General features: G+C 57.7%; 10 protein-coding genes and 1 pseudogene. 6 read left to right on the top strand and 5 right to left on the bottom strand.

Annotated features, from left to right (window positions below; translation table 11 throughout):
- Nucleotides 1–234: 234 nt before the first annotated feature.
- The 3 genes from NL532_RS28840 to NL532_RS28850 all read right to left on the bottom strand — a co-directional run bounded on the left by NL532_RS28840 (nt 235) and on the right by NL532_RS28850 (nt 4,845).
- Nucleotides 235–1,842: a heparin lyase I family protein gene (locus tag NL532_RS28840; RefSeq protein ID WP_031202526.1), complete on the bottom strand. Its 1,608-nt coding sequence runs from the start codon at nt 1,840–1,842 to the stop codon at nt 235–237.
- A gap of 257 nt (nt 1,843–2,099) precedes the next feature.
- Nucleotides 2,100–2,882, bottom strand: a complete 783-nt coding sequence (locus NL532_RS28845; protein ID WP_023692409.1) for a hypothetical protein — start codon at nt 2,880–2,882, stop codon at nt 2,100–2,102.
- A gap of 13 nt (nt 2,883–2,895) precedes the next feature.
- Complete coding sequence (locus NL532_RS28850; RefSeq protein WP_023713199.1) at nt 2,896–4,845, bottom strand: CHASE2 domain-containing protein; 1,950 nt, start codon at nt 4,843–4,845, stop codon at nt 2,896–2,898.
- Nucleotides 4,846–5,069: 224 nt separating this feature from the next.
- On the opposite strand from NL532_RS28850, the gene NL532_RS28855 reads away from it, so the two are divergent.
- Nucleotides 5,070–6,740, top strand: coding sequence for a caspase family protein (locus NL532_RS28855; protein WP_050590905.1), 1,671 nt, complete (start codon nt 5,070–5,072; stop codon nt 6,738–6,740).
- Between the two features lie 634 nt (nt 6,741–7,374).
- Here the strand turns inward: NL532_RS28855 and NL532_RS28860 are convergent.
- Nucleotides 7,375–9,006, bottom strand: coding sequence for a tetratricopeptide repeat protein (locus NL532_RS28860; protein WP_023827892.1), 1,632 nt, complete (start codon nt 9,004–9,006; stop codon nt 7,375–7,377).
- Nucleotides 9,007–9,677: 671 nt separating this feature from the next.
- Nucleotides 9,678–10,412, bottom strand: a pseudogene (locus NL532_RS28865) (helix-turn-helix domain-containing protein); the annotation flags it as partial.
- A 408-nt stretch (nt 10,413–10,820) separates the two neighbouring features.
- Here NL532_RS28865 and NL532_RS28870 point away from each other — a divergent pair.
- Genes NL532_RS28870 through NL532_RS28890 form a run of 5 tightly spaced genes read left to right on the top strand, consistent with a single transcriptional unit; the run spans nt 10,821 to nt 14,547 of the window.
- A complete protein-coding gene (locus NL532_RS28870) occupies nt 10,821–11,384 on the top strand; it encodes a hypothetical protein (RefSeq protein ID WP_023692414.1) in 564 nt (187 codons plus the stop codon).
- Nucleotides 11,385–11,405: 21 nt separating this feature from the next.
- Nucleotides 11,406–11,873, top strand: a complete 468-nt coding sequence (locus NL532_RS28875) for a hypothetical protein (protein ID WP_023827891.1) — start codon at nt 11,406–11,408, stop codon at nt 11,871–11,873.
- Between the two features lie 3 nt (nt 11,874–11,876).
- Nucleotides 11,877–13,316: a GMC family oxidoreductase N-terminal domain-containing protein gene (locus NL532_RS28880; RefSeq protein ID WP_286487820.1), complete on the top strand. Its 1,440-nt coding sequence runs from the start codon at nt 11,877–11,879 to the stop codon at nt 13,314–13,316.
- On the top strand, nt 13,313–13,492 hold the full coding sequence (locus NL532_RS28885; protein WP_286487822.1) for a GMC oxidoreductase: 180 nt from the start codon (nt 13,313–13,315) through the stop codon (nt 13,490–13,492). Before NL532_RS28880 ends, NL532_RS28885 begins: the two co-directional genes overlap by 4 nt.
- Nucleotides 13,492–14,547 (top strand): ferritin-like domain-containing protein, encoded by a 1,056-nt coding sequence (locus tag NL532_RS28890; RefSeq protein WP_031196685.1) that lies wholly within the window; start codon nt 13,492–13,494, stop codon nt 14,545–14,547. The genes NL532_RS28885 and NL532_RS28890 overlap by 1 nt, the downstream gene beginning before the upstream one ends.
- Nucleotides 14,548–14,684: the final 137 nt, after the last annotated feature.

Consider the following 14,684-nt stretch of genomic DNA (forward strand, 5'->3'; position numbering starts at 1 on the left):
CGCACATAGTCGAGGCAGCTATGTCGCGCTCTGCAGGCAGAGCCGCCAAGGCCGCGAACTGGGCCTGCGCGGTTTCGACGAGCGCTGCCTACCTGAGCCGCCGGCTAGGCTGGGTGCGTTTCTGCACATGGTCATGTTGGCTAGCAAGCTCTCTGTCTTATGATTTGCGAGGATCGACCTGGGAAGAGTCTCGGCGATGATCTTCCTCTTCGGATAGTGGAGTTTCTACGAAGGCTATCGGGCCGCGATCTTCAGTTCCCCGGTGGCGACCCTGCCGACAAGATTGCGCATCACGTCGAACGTCAGAAGGTTGACACTGCCATCGGTAACCATGCCTACCGCAACGTCCGAGAAGTGCTCGGCGACGAAGCGCACGACCGCAGCTTCCTTCTTGGGTAGCGCCGAGATCAGGCATGAAGCGTTGCTGACGATCCAGGTGTCGCCGGACTTGTCAAACCGGAAGGCGACATGATCGGTGCCGTCGGGATACTTAATACTGCCCATGGCGCAAGAAGCGATCTTGCCGGCTGATTTCGTGGGAGCGTTCAGGAACATCTCAAGGCTATCGATGTTCCCAGGGTTATAGGAATGAACTACGACAGCCAGGCCGAAATTCGGCGTTCCGCTGGATTTGTCGATCTTGACGTCGAGGTCGGTGACATAGGTCGAGTCGCTGCCTCCTTTTTGCGTCTGTCCCTCGTACGCGTGTACCTTGAACACGGGCACAAGCAGACCTGCCTGTGCCGCGGCATCGTTCGGTACGTTCGAGACGACCGCCACCTCGGTTGGCGGCTCGATGAATGTTCCCCTCTGCAAACCAGCGGTTGTCGGGTCCGAGTAGAGCGCGAGGAAGGACCGCACTGTCGCAACGCTTAGGTCCCGAGGTGCGACGGCTGCCGGCAATGTGCGGCAACTCAGCGCCATTTCGCGGGTGCGCTCGCTGGGACGCCCGTCCGGCTTGCCGACGTCACAGCCCAAAGCATTGAGGGTCACCTGCAGCGATTTGAGCGCGACGGCGTCGCCTAGCGTGTAGAGACCATCGCGAGTTGCGGCCCGTCTGACCGCCGCGAAGTATAGCGACGCGTCTCTGACCCGAGCGACCGCTTGGGTGCAACAAAGATAGATGCCAAACTTGGCGTAATTGGTGCTCTCAAGTCCGGGGGTGAAGGTCGGTCCACGCCACTCGGTCACTAATTTGCCATTGAGGTACACCTTAACCCGACCGGAGCTGTCCTTCGCCCACTTAATAAATAGCTCGAAGCGGCTCCACTTGCCGACAAGGTTCTTGAAATCGGCGACCTTGAGGCGCGGACCGGGCGTGCAGTTGTAGTTTCTGAGCGCGTTACTGAATGCAAGGTAGAGAGAGTCATCTTTGCCCGCGAAATTTGCGAGTGAAATGTGCTGGCATTGTTTGTTGTGAAAGTAGAATAGTTGCATGTAACCGTCAGCTTGCTTTATGCCGTATGGGAAGTCGTCAGGTAAGTAGACAGCGAACCCATACCAGCCCTGTTTCGGCTGCCCATTGCCGTTCTTTTTGGTCGCAAAGACGTTTTCACGAACTTGCGACCGTACCGACTGCTCGTCGCAGTCGTTAGCTGGAGCATGCGGCTCATAGCGCCGTGGATTGCAATAACCTGAGGGGATCCGAAAAGAATAAACCTTGGAGGTCGGCGCCTCGCCGGTTGGGTCATCGATGATCGCAACGGACTTGGGAGCACTCAACTCGTCGATTACGAGAGGATCGAAACCGGTTTCTTCGGCGGCCTCCAGCCGGCCCGTGGCATAACTCACAACCGCAGTCACAGCCAAGGCTATAATAACGTTGAAACGCGGATGGAGCATCGCACCCTCCTCTCGATTTTCCAGCGCGTCCGCGCTTGACATTCAATTAGACATCGGCTGATGACGCCCTTCGTTCGCCTGATACTGTGCCCTTGTGCAGAAATCGACGAGCTCGGATCATCGTTAGCGCACTTACAGTCCACCAAACCAAGGCCTTGCAGTTTACCTGATGCCTGGCGATGGCGACTCTGAGAATGGCGCCGCTACGCCGTTAGCCAGTCGCTCCATCATTCGCGGCGCGGCTGCTAGCCAATAACTCATTGCTGTTTTGTCACAAGCTGATGCACCAAGGCCAACGCTTGACGTTTGCAACCGCTGCTTACCATCCATCCAAGAACTTCCAGCGGATTTTCAAGAACGTTCTTTGGAAACATTTTAATTTCGATCGACGCCGATGTCTTGTTGGTCTCGACGACAACAGATTTCACCTCGGGAGGAATACGGTCTGGAAGAGAGTAAGTGAGCTTGCCTGCGCTCCAGACTATGCCGTTGAACGGCTCACCGTCGCCGATGCGGATTGAAAAAACCGCGCTCTGACCTATGCCCTCGCGCGCAAGAACCATAACACCATCGCGGATGCAGCCCGGGGCGGATTCTTCGATGGACACTGCCCAGGGGTCGTCGAGCCCGCTCGGCGTGGAATAGTCGCTAGTGGTGCGCGAACCGCCGATGGACTCCGTTCTCTTGCGCTCGTTCGCCAAGAGGACGGCTATCAGGTCAAGCTTTGAAGGGCCTTCCTGCGCTTTGGCAGTCCCCTGTAAACTGCCGGACGTCAATGCATCCTCAGTTACCACGAAGGAATCTGGACCCGAAAGCGCGTTCACGCTGCCGTCCTCGCCGAGCAAAGTGACGACCGTACCGGCTGGCACGTTGATGACGTCGCTTGGCATAAAGAGCTTGCCTGGCGGCAGTTCATCCACCGCCGGCTCAGCTGACAGGACCACATACTGGCTGCCGGCGACCGCGCGTTGCGCCGTCACAAGAACGGCCGCGGTGAGGGTCAGAGAGGCGATTTGCGAGATCGGACGCATGAGGCTCATGTCATTGATGACCCTATTTGTCGGCAAGATGAATGTCTGCTCGGAAGCGTCCGCTTGCAAGACGGCTATGATGAAAAGCGATCAGGGCGTCTTGTGGATAGTTTGTGACCAACAGCTCAAATGCCGCTGTCGCGAGCTTATCGTCGGTGCCAAGCAGGGCGTACGCCTTTGCATATTCCTCGCAAAGTATCGTATTTTCTGACGTTCGGCTCATTGCCTCGAAAGCCTCGATGCCTTGGTTCTTGCCCTTAAGGTGCAGAACTCCCGCAGGCCGCAGCAAGAAGCGCGTTGCTTGTTTCGCGACTTCCGCGCTTATGCAATTTTTCGTGCCGATGTACTTGTTTGCGCCCTCCAGTCGGGCCGCAGTGTTTACCGTGTCTCCAATAGCTGTGTAGTTGAAGAACCGATTTCCCCCGAAGTTGCCGACGATTGCAGGCCCGCCATGAATACCTATGCGGGTGGATCCGAGTGAATGGCCCCGTCGTGCCGATTTCTCGCGCAGCCGCTGCGCGTGGTCCTGCACAGCAAGTGCCAGAGACACCGCCCGCTCCGCTTGGTCATTTTGTGCTGCCGGAGCCCCGAAGAAGCCGACCACCGCATCGCCGATGACCTTGTCGATGGTTGCACCATGCTCGACAAATAACTCGCAGAGCCCGTTCAGATATTCGTTCAATACATCTGCGAGCACCTCTGGCGCGAGTTGCTCGCTGAATGACGTAAATCCCTCGACATCCGTGAATACACAGGTGAGCTCACGCTTCTCGCCACCGAGATGGAGAGCGTTGGGTTCCTTGACAATCGCTGCAACAACGGCCGGACTGACATATTTCGAGAACGCGTTCAGAATGAACTGGCGAGCCTTGGCGTCCCGTCTCCAAGCCAGGAAGCCAACGAACGCCGACAGGCCGACCACAAGCAATGCAGGGGCGACCATCGGAACGAGGATTGCGAACCGCGCGAACGCCCACGCCTCACTGATCCATACCAGCAGCACCGTACAAGCGACCGCGACAGGTTTGAGGACCACCGGGATCGGCCGCGAAACGATCCATAAGCAGAACAGCCCGACAAGAAGCATTGGCGCATAGCCCACTGCAGGCCAAGGGGTCGTTATCCGATTCCCGGACACGAGCCTGGCTAACGAATGGGCGTGGATCGCGACGCCAGGGAGGACACCGATTTTCGCCCCGCTCAACAACGCGAACGGTGTCGGATGACGGTCTATTTGCTGTAGGTCTACACCGATAAGAACATATTTCCCCTCGAACCAGCTGAGCGGTGCCAGCGGAACGGCCTGTGCCGGATAGGTTGGAAAGCTGAAGGGCAGGCTGTTCCCCGTGCGGTAGTAGACCATCTCCTCCGGCGAGTGGCCGCCACCAACGCCGGTGGATGCTGCGATCACTGCAACAAAACTTGGCATCCAAGCGCCGCCGCCTTCTCGACCGGGGAAGGCCCCACGGACCACGCCGTCGAGATTGTCATGCAACAATGCTGCAAGGCCCCGCTTTGCCGACGGAGCGAACGCGTTTAGATAGTCGGATTGTCTTTGGGTAAGGCCGTCAGTCCGCGAAGCCGAGGCGATCACCACAGGCACACGGGCGGTTTCAATGGCAGTTTGGAGGCGGGCATCCTTTTCCGGCTCTGTTGCCTGGTCGAACAGTAGGTCGATGCCGATGGCGAGAGGGCGGGCGGACTCGATCCGGGCCACCATGTCGGCCAAGAAGCCACGGTCCAGTGGTGAGCGGTATGGAAAATTCGCCAGGGTCTGTTCTGTTATTGAGACCACGACGATGTTGGGTGGAGCATGGGTGAACGGCGAGATCGAGACCATCATCACGTCGCGCAGGATGTTCTCCAACGGCGGTGACACGAGAGCGGTCCAGAGGCCCAGCAGAACCAGATAGGCGAGCGATGCGGCGATGCCCCCTCGCCGCAGGCTGACGATCCGGCCAAGTGTCCGCACGCCGAAATACACCCCTAAGTGGAAGCGCTACTCGCTGCCAGCATACCCGTTCAGGCGCATCAAGCAAATTGTCGCCCGTTTGCATTGGAATGCACGACCCCAGCACCGAAACGGTGTCCGCCAATCCATCTCAGAGTCGCAGGCCACTCGTCCGCAGCCCGGGGCATAGCTCTTTTCGGTTGCATTAGCCTCTGCTACAAGTTCCCTTGGGGAGCCGTTTCGCCATGCGCAGCGCTTTCATTCTCTTGGTTTTATTGTTTGCCGCTGTTTCGGGACAGGCAGTCGCCGAGAAACGCGTTGCGTTGGTCATTGGCAATTCTGCCTATCAGCATGCCGTCCAACTAGCCAATCCGAAGAACGACTCCTCCGACATAGCTGCCAAACTTGAAAGCCTTGGGTTTCAGGTCGTGAGCGACCAGGACCTCGACTTGGCGGGAATGCGACGCACAGTACGCAACTTCTTGGAGAGGCTCGACGGTGCCGACATGGCGCTTTTTTTCTATGCCGGACACGGCCTGCAGGTGAATGGCAGCAACTATATGGTGCCGGTGGATGCACAGTTGTCCAGCTACAACGACCTCGACTTTGAGGCCCTGCCGATAGACCTCGTACTTTCGGCGATGGAACGCAGCACGAAGGTTAACCTCATCTTCCTCGATGCCTGCCGGGATAATCCGTTTGCGGAGAAGCTTTCCCGCTCCATGGGGACGCGCTCCGGTTCCCTAGGGCGTGGTCTTGCCAGACTTGGCAGCGGAGTCGGGTCGCTAATCGCGTTCGCAACGCAACCAGGTAACGTCGCGATAGACGGGGCGGGCCGGAACTCTCCGTTCACAACTGCACTGCTCTCGCACCTCGGCACGCCTGGGCAGGATATCATGCGCGACCTCGTCGATGTGCGCCGCGATGTGCTGGCCGCCACGGATGGGAAGCAGGTGCCGTGGGAAAATTCGTCGCTTACGGGAGAAGTCGTTTTGAAGCCTCTCGCGGCAACGGCCGAGCCGAAACAGGCGTCTGCTTCGCTTCCGCAGACTGCGTCGCCAGACAACGCGGTCGAGCTAGCCTATTGGGCGACCATCAAGGACTCAACCGACAAGAGCTTCTTCGAGGCGTATCTACAGCAGTTTCCGACGGGCGTCTTTGCGGCCCTTGCCAGGCTAAAGATCGACGGTATCGCCAAGCGTTTTGAAGCGGAACGGCAGGCTTCCACCAAACAGGTGGCGGGACAGCCAACGACGGAGCGCATCGCTAAGGCAACCGACAATACCAAGGCGATGGAAGTCGCCAGCCTTGAACAACCCAATCCGCTGCCGCAGTCACCGGCAGGCAACATAGACGCTGGCGAACTTACACGGGCCACTCAAGTGGAACTGGTTCGCCTGGGGTGCCTGGCCGGCCATGCCGACGGCAAATGGGGCTTGGGCAGCCGCAAAGCACTTCAAGACTATGCCGGCAGGCAAGGTGTCAAGCTTGCATCATTGGAACCGACAGCGGAACTTCTGGAAAGACTAAGGGCGGTCGGAGCTCGTATCTGCCCGCTTATTTGTGAAGACGGAATGAGGGTGCAGGGCGATCATTGTGTGCCCCAGACGAGCGGGCTAAGCGCCTTTAATGGCACATGGAAATTAGTCAGACGAGCCACAACGGACTGCGGCGATTGGCGAGAACTCTCAACACGCGTTTTCATAAGAGATGGCAGAGTATCGTCTGACTCCGGATTTACAGGAAACATTTCCAGCAGCGGCGCCGTCAATATGAAAAGCACCTTTGTATATAAAGGAAGAACGGGCGGGAACACCCTGAGCGGGGTCATAAAGGGTGACAACGGAACCGGCAGATTTAAAGGGACCGGAGCTGGCAGCGGGTGTTCAGGAAAAGTTATTATGGAAAGAATGTAGAAAGGGCGGAGTCGGCCGTCGGCCGCACTTCTGTTGAAAGGCCGATGCTACGAGGCCAGCAACTGCAAGAGCTACATAGGAGTCAAGAGCCGATCTTAAACATGAACGGCGGTCGTATCGTCAAGCTCATGGAGTTCGCCAGCGGCGTCAATGTCGGCAACTGGTGCAAACGTGCGGCTGCGGATGTTCGCTCGGATGTCCGCTTTTGGGATGCGGTTAGGGTCTGCTCAACGACGGATATTGGGCGCATTGCGGACTGGCAGGTTTGGGGCCGGAACCCGTCGGTCCGCTATCGGGGCGAGCTCGGCGGATAGCCGCCATTCGGCAGACGACGTCTGAGCGGACGTTGAGGCGGGTTGCATGCATACGGATGACCCGGGGCTGCAGGGCAGACATGCCCTGCACGAAGTCCTTGTCGAACCGTGGCAGTGCAGGTCCGCGATCTCGAGCATCCGCTAGGCCAGATGCTGCTCCAGTGCCCCATGCGGGTAAGCTCTGCCTCGCTATCACCCCTTCACTGAGCCCCAGAGTGACGGCCGGATTCGCGCGCGCAATGGACGCGTGCGAGACGCTGTTCGATGCTGGCTCTTATGGCGCTGAGGAGGCTGCAACGTGGCGAGCGGATGCTTGCCACTTATTGCGATGCGCTCCGGCAGGCACATGATGCCATGATCGGCACCTCTGCATGCGCCAGAGCCTGATTCAACTGCTGTCGGACCTCGATGGTTTCTACCGCGCCACCACGTCGGCTAAGGCATTCAAGCAGGCCGTGTAGGCTCCAGACGTTGCGTGGGTGTTGGCAAGGACGCGGCAACGTCGCATCAAGCCCAAGGTCCGCGCGATAGACAGCCTCAGCTTCGCCATATAGTCCGGCATCCATCAGCAATGCGCCAAGCGCGTGTCTCGTCGGCTGCATCCAACCCCATGGCTCATCATAGAGCAAATTGTCGTCGAGATCGACCGCACGCCGCAGGAAGTCCAGGCCTTCATGGACGCGACCGGACTTGTAGTGCAACTCCCCCAGCATCATCGCTTCGGCAACCTCGAGGATATCGGCGCATGGGTTGTTGAACAGCATGCGCTCGGGTTGCACTGCATCGCGCGCGGCCGCGAAAAGGCTAGCGCTTTCCTCTGCCTGGGGGATTTTACCGAGATTGGCCAGAGCTACGGTGCGGGCATAATGCAACAGGACGGTGCTGAACGAGTAGAGCTCAGCATCGTCAGGGAAGGCCTCTTCCAGGATGCAGGACCAGCGGCCAAAGCGGATAAGTACGTGCAACTTCATCGGCGCGAAGGCTTCAAACATCTCTGGCATGTAACGCACCACCGGCTCCGGCAGGTTTTCTGCCAGTGCCCTCGCGGCCTCGAAGGCATCCGAAGGGCGACCAAGAAACATGGCCCCGTAGATTTGAAAGTGAAGGTTGTGGATGCGGTAGACAGTGTAAAAGTTCTCACCGCCTGCATGAGCGAAATATGAACGATCCACCTGAGCCGCCTGCCGATTGCGCACCACGACTTTGTGGTAGTCGCCGCAAAGCACGTCAATATGCGTCGCCATATGCACAAGATGCCCAGAGTCTGGCACTAGGCGCACCAGCCGATCTGCATGCGGCAAGGCTTTTTCTGGCGTCGACGACATCTCCATCAGATGAATATAGAAATGCAACAACCCCGGATGTCCCCAGGCTGCTGGCTGGGTCGTGAAGGCGCGGTCCAAAGCCGCGCGCGCTTCCACCGTCGAGGTGCCAGCCGAAGGCTGCCCGGTCCGAGTATCCCACAGCGCCCAAGGCGTGCGGTTGATCAGTGCCTCGACGAAGATGGCGGTCACATCCAGATCGTCAGGGAACCTCTCGTACACTGTGCGCATCGCATCAGCGAAATCGTCATTCCAAGGGCCATAATCCGCAATCTCTGGATCAGTAGGGAAGCGCGATGTCAGCGCATCAAGCAAGGCGCGCTCGACTTCGATTGCAGACAGATCGCACGCTTCCGCCAGCAATACATGCGCCCGCGTCAAAGCGACAATACGCTCTTCAGGCCCGAAGGAGGTCCATAGCTTGTTGTAGTTTGGACCCAGACAGTGGGCAATTCCCCACCGCGCCATGACGTTCGAAGGCGCCACCTCGAGCGCGCGCTCGTAACAGGCAATGGCCTCTTCGTGGTTAAATCCGTATTGCCAGATCAGTCCCCGGTCGAACCACATCTGCGCCTCGGAAAGCGTGTTGTCCAGCCGGCGGGAGAAGGTGCCTAGATCGAAGTACGTCATCGTATCCAACTCCATGGCTGTCGGCGACTAGCCGCCCAAACTACATCAAACCCCCGAAGGAAGGGAGTTCGACTTCAGGATGCCGCCCGATGTCACCGTGCGATCTTCATCAAGAGCCGCGATAGGTGCGCCCATCCCCGCCCCGACGCCGTTTTCGGACCGGACCGACAACGATTTCCCCTCAACGAGGAGCGATGTGGATGGACATCTCTGCATTGGCTTTGGGCGATAAGCCGGACTGAGACAGTTTACCCGATCAGCCTCAAGGGCTGACGCTTATCAATATGCGATGTGAAACACGGATCGTAGTCTGAACTGGGGCCGGAAGCGGGCCGTCAGCTTTCGGGGCAATCGCGTCGGCAAGCCGCCGTTCCACTGCCGACCCTTTTCAGACGTTCGTGAGCTAAGCAGAACGAGCCGGAGACTGAGGTTCTCGTTCCAGCGACGCTATGCGAACGGATCCACGTTCCCTGGAAAGCTTGCGAAGCCTTCCATCCAACTGGAAGGCAAATGGGTTTGCCCCAGGATCATCGACCCACTTAGGATCCGCGATCTGATCAAATTGTCCAGGGAGCTCGGTATGGTCCACCGGCTCCGCTTTGGCCAACATATCGGCGACAAACACTTCCAGTTGGACGCGAAGGCGGCGTACAAGAGCTTCCACGAATGTGCTGCGGGCAGCCCGGCTTGATGCGCTTGATGTCGATGTCCAGGCGCAGCCACCAGACCGACAGCCTACTGAGGTTGAACAGCGCGTTGGGGCTTGCGAAGGGAACGCCATTGTCGGTGCGGATCGCGCTGGGCAGGCCGAATTCTTTGAGAAGGCTTTCGAACACTGTGAAGGCATAGGCTTCCTTGGTGGTCGACAGCGCCTCGCTGGCGATGAGATAGCGGCTGGCGAAGTCGGTGATCGTCAGCGGATAGCAATAGCGCCGGTCGGCGAGCATGAACTCGCCCTTGTAGTCGGCGCAACACAGCGCGTTGGGGCGACAGCCGCTTGAAAGCGCTGTCCCGGTCGCCCTGTTGCGCCGCCGCTTGCGGTGCTCGACCATGCCGTGCCGATCCAGAACCGCATGCACCGTCGAGATCGCGGGCCTGTGCACATCGGGGTACAGCCGCGCCAGCCGCTCGCGTATCTTCGGCGCAACCCATGTCGGCTTGTCTTGCTTGAGGCGCACAATCAGCTTCTCGATTTGAAACGAAAGCTGATTGGCCTGGCGATAGGGCCGGCGCGATCGATCCGTCAGCCCCTCCAGGCCACTATCGTTGTAGCGCGCGAGGATCTTGTAACCGGTCTTGCGCGAGATATCGAACTCCCGGCAAAGCACCGCCATCTTCTCGCCGTCCAGCAGCCGGGCGACGAACTTCAGCCGCTCTTCCATGACGTTACACTCCTTCCAAGGCACCTTGTCTCCTTGCAAAGGGCCAAAAGTGTAACCCATGTCTCCGGAATGAACCGTCACCCATCTCTCGGGAAGGCACAATAAAATCAATATATTACGGAGATAGATTGCATGCGCCATTCCCAAGGTGGCGAGGATTGCAACCATATTGCCACCATTCGGGGACGACTGTAGCGTCCATCCTCGGACAAACGGCGATAGGCCTTTCCTAAGATGCCAACAGGTGATCCGCTTTTGGCGGTCGGTGGCGGTTTTGGACGCCGCGCCCTTTGCTGTCTCCCTAAGAAGGACTACTCCTATTCATTCTGGTCCCTTTGATTGGGAGTGTTGATGATAGGGGTGTGGTACCGACTATGGCGGTGGCTTCTGGATTTGGTCGGGGTTCAGCCTTCGAACGGCATTGAGACGCAGATGAAGATCGCTTGCTTGGGTTGGGGGTCGTTGGTTTGGGATCCAAGAAACTTGCCATTGTCTGGCGAGTGGGAAAAGGACGGCCCGATACTACCAATTGAGTTTGCGCGTGAATCAGGCCGAAAGCGCATAACTCTCGTGATCGCCAACGTTCCGGAGACGGTGACATCCTTGTGGGCGCTGATGAAGGTCGATAGTCAGGCCGCCGCAATAGATGCTCTGGCCACGCGCGAGGACATAAAAGAAGAGAACATTCAGTATTCAATTGGTTGGTGGCGGAAAGCAGATGGAGCGTCAAATGGGCGAGGTGCACAAACCATTGCGGCATGGGCCCTGGCCCACAACCTTGATGCAGTGGTGTGGACGAACCTGAAACCCGGACTGAAAGGTAGTCCCAACGTCGTGCCGCAATACACTGCTGTGCTCAGGCACTTCAGAGACCTGATTGAAAGTGGTGATCACGCTGACGCCGAAGCATATGTACGCAAGACACCTTCACAGGTTATGACGCCGTACCGGCGCCGGCTGCAGGACGATCTTCGCTGGACACCCATTCCAACATAAACTCTTAGATGGGACATCCAAATGTATCAACGTCGCGCGATGCACCCATTAAGCAGATCCCTGAAGCCGCTCGCACGGGAAACAATAGAGACATTGTGGACGATTTTCGTCGCGATCGGTGAGCATTGGTCCCTTGAGGACCAGCCCACCGGCTATCGACTTCGTTTTGAAACGTTCCTTGAGAACAGGACAAACTTGAATCCCGTGTATGAGGGTTACTACGTCGACGGTGCGGCATATTTTGAAAGCTTGACCGCAGACATTGGACCGGCGGCAGCTCTCGAACGCCTCTTTGCCCAGAAGCCGCGAGTGGTCCAATCGGGGATCCCAGCCACGCGACTTGAGGCGGTACAGCGGTTCGTGGTGAATGAATTCATCTCTCTCCGACTGGCTCTCGGAGGATTCAAGTCCTTCGGCGCGATCAATTATCGGGGCTATTTTGGCGGCGCGAATACCGATGGGGAGCCAACCCCATATCGGGAGCGATAAACGATGAAAGTCGGTACTGTCATCGTCGGCTCCGGTGTGGCTGCAACCGCCGTCGCTCAGAGGCTTCTTGCAGATAACCCGCAAGCGTCGGTGCTCATTCTTGAGGCCGGCGTCCGGGTCAAGACCAAGGATTTTGGCTTGTGGGAGCAATACATGCTGACCCGCCAGACGCCGTACGAGCAGTACACTGATCTGCCATATCCACAGCGCGATTTTCCAGGTGAAAACACTAGTGCGGGTGGCACGGACATGCCGCTCAATGGTGCCAGAGTCTTCGCGTACGGAGGATCGACCCTGCATTGGGGTGGCTGGGCGTTCCGGCTGAAGCCTGAAGACTTCCATTTGAGGTCGAATACCGGCGAAGGCATCGACTGGCCCTTCGACTACGATGAGCTTGAACCATTCTACTGCCGTGCCGAACACCATTTGGCAGTATCGGGGGATTCTCGCGATCCTCTGCTCAAGCGCAGTCGCGACTACCCGTTTCGCGAGTTTCCTTTCACGTTGATGGATCGCCCGATCGCGGATGGACTCAAGAAGCTTGATTTCGATTTTGGCCATTTGCCGATAGCCAGGCGCGGCGTATCGGGTGAACCGTCGAGGCATGCTCCGTGCCAAACAACCGGAACCTGCAAATATTGTCCTTTCGGTGCGCGCTACGCTGCTTGCAACTACCTCGATGATTTCATCGAGTGGAACGATTGGCCTGGCCTGTCGGTGCGGCTCGGCGCCATCGTCGATCGCATCATCACAGACGGAAAGCGTAGGGTCAAAGGTGTAACATTTTGGGATCGCGAGACCGGAGCCTCTCAAGATGTTGAGGCCGATCGGGTGATTGTCGCCGCCGGCACCATCGAGTCTGCCAAGCTGCTCCAGCGCTCTGTTTCAGATGATTGGCGAAATGGGCTTGGCAATAACCATGATCTGGTGGGTCGGTATCTCGTTACGCATCCTTACTTTACTTTCGAAGGGCTGTTGCCTGCCAATCCGCTTCGTCTCCAGGCCGAGATGGATTTTCCAACCCTCGTGTCGCGGCACTTTGACAGCGAACCCCAGCAAGCTGCCGGAAAATACGTGCTCGTCTCACCCCCAGACGCCGTCGGATTTCGACTTGCCGATAGCCTTCAGAAGGGTCAATCTCGCGCCGAGATCGACGCGGCGCTCACAGGTCGAAATGGCGTTCAAATCCACGGAATGATCGAGGTCTTTGGACGCCACTATAATCGGGTAACTGTCGCCAAGGAAGCGAACGGCAAGGTCAAGTACAACCGGGTCGGGATACCAATGACCCAAGTAGAGTACACCAAAGACCCTGACTTTGACCAACGAATGAAGGATGTCGAAGCGCAGGTCGGCGAAATACTAAAAGCTATGGATGCACCCCCACGGGGACGAAATCATTGTCATGGCGCGCAGATCACGCTGCCTCCGTCTGTAGGATGAGTTCGAGGGAGCAAGATGGCGTGGTCGATGCCGATCTGAGAGTTCATGGGATCGACAATCTATATGTGATCTCGAATGCTGTATTCCCAAACATCGGCGCAATAAATCCGACCCTGACGCTCACGGCTCTGGCTATCAGGCTCGGGGATCATTTGAACGCGGGAGGCGGCGTCTAGTGAACGAAGCTGAAAGAGAGGAGAAGCACCGAACGCTGCTGGCTCGACTGCAACTGGCCTTGGAACTGGAGTGGGCAACCCTGCCCCCATACCTCGTGGCCCTTCTCAGCATTAAACGAAGTTCTAACCGGGTAGCGGCGGACCTCATCCGTGGTGTCGCGATGGAAGAGATGCTTCATTTGGCCCTGGTCGCAAATGTCATGAATGCTGTCGGCGGTCGTCCGTTCGTCGGAAAGTCGAACTGTCCGAGATACCCTCTAACGATGACGTTTGAGGGCCGACCCTTCGCTGACCGGACGTTTCCAATCAACCTGGAGCGATTTTCCAAGGCATCGATGGTTACTTTCATGAAGATCGAGCAGCCACAGCAACCTGTTACCAAGACGGCATGGTTGCACGACGTGATAGATGTCCCCGCACCCACCATTGGGGAGTTCTATGGTGAGATCGTCTCTCTGTTGGAGGAACTCGATGCCGCGCTTCCAGGCAAGCTGTTTAGCGGCGATCCCAGCCACCAACTCGAGAGCGATTTTTTCTGGGGAGGTGGTGGAACAATAAGGATTGTGACCGACCTTGAAAGCGCAAAGGCCGCCCTGAGGACGGTGGTGGACCAAGGTGAAGGCGCGTGGCCTTGGACCCAGGATAGGCTCGCGGCTAGCGTCGACCACCCGCTCGATATGGGTCACTACTACCGCTTCAGCGAAATCTTCTTCGAACGGCACTTTTCAAAGACTGACAACCCCGGCAAACCGCCGACAGGCATCGCGATGCCTGTCGACTATACTGCGGTGTATCCGATAAAACAGAATGCCCGGACAACGGATTATCCCAAGGGTTCCAGAATAGCGGCGCTGAACGACGCCTTCAACAACCGATACACCATGATGCTGCGGCAACTCGGCGAAGCGATCAACGGCACGCCCAATGCGCTCTACACCGCGATCATGAACGGTATGCACGAAATGACGTCGATCGCACGCGATCTCATGGAGGCTCCGATCGCCGACTCGACTAGTGGGGAGACGGCCTGCCCGACGTTCGAGTGGATTGACTAAAACTGAGCCGCGAAGAAAAAGACAGAGATTGGGATACAGGACCGCTACGTTTGCAAGGCGGACGCTCGGAGACCCTAGCCGGACCGAAGAGCCCCTTATTCAATAAACGGCCTGAAATTTCAGTTCTCCCCTCGTCC

This window comes from Mesorhizobium sp. C120A (assembly GCF_030323105.1).
GTDB lineage: Bacteria > Pseudomonadota > Alphaproteobacteria > Rhizobiales > Rhizobiaceae > Mesorhizobium.

Excerpts from the sequence above, each read along its gene's own strand:
- NL532_RS28840 (WP_031202526.1), bottom strand. The coding sequence starts at position 1,842 with ATGCTCCATCCGCGTTTCAACGTTATTATAGCCTTGGCTGTGACTGCG.
- NL532_RS28845 (WP_023692409.1), bottom strand. The coding sequence starts at position 2,882 with ATGAGCCTCATGCGTCCGATCTCGCAAATCGCCTCTCTGACCCTCACC.
- NL532_RS28855 (WP_050590905.1), top strand. The coding sequence starts at position 5,070 with ATGCGCAGCGCTTTCATTCTCTTGGTTTTATTGTTTGCCGCTGTTTCG.
- NL532_RS28860 (WP_023827892.1), bottom strand. The coding sequence starts at position 9,006 with ATGACGTACTTCGATCTAGGCACCTTCTCCCGCCGGCTGGACAACACG.
- NL532_RS28870 (WP_023692414.1), top strand. The coding sequence starts at position 10,821 with ATGAAGATCGCTTGCTTGGGTTGGGGGTCGTTGGTTTGGGATCCAAGA.
- NL532_RS28875 (WP_023827891.1), top strand. The coding sequence starts at position 11,406 with ATGTATCAACGTCGCGCGATGCACCCATTAAGCAGATCCCTGAAGCCG.
- NL532_RS28880 (WP_286487820.1), top strand. The coding sequence starts at position 11,877 with ATGAAAGTCGGTACTGTCATCGTCGGCTCCGGTGTGGCTGCAACCGCC.
- NL532_RS28885 (WP_286487822.1), top strand. The coding sequence starts at position 13,313 with ATGAGTTCGAGGGAGCAAGATGGCGTGGTCGATGCCGATCTGAGAGTT.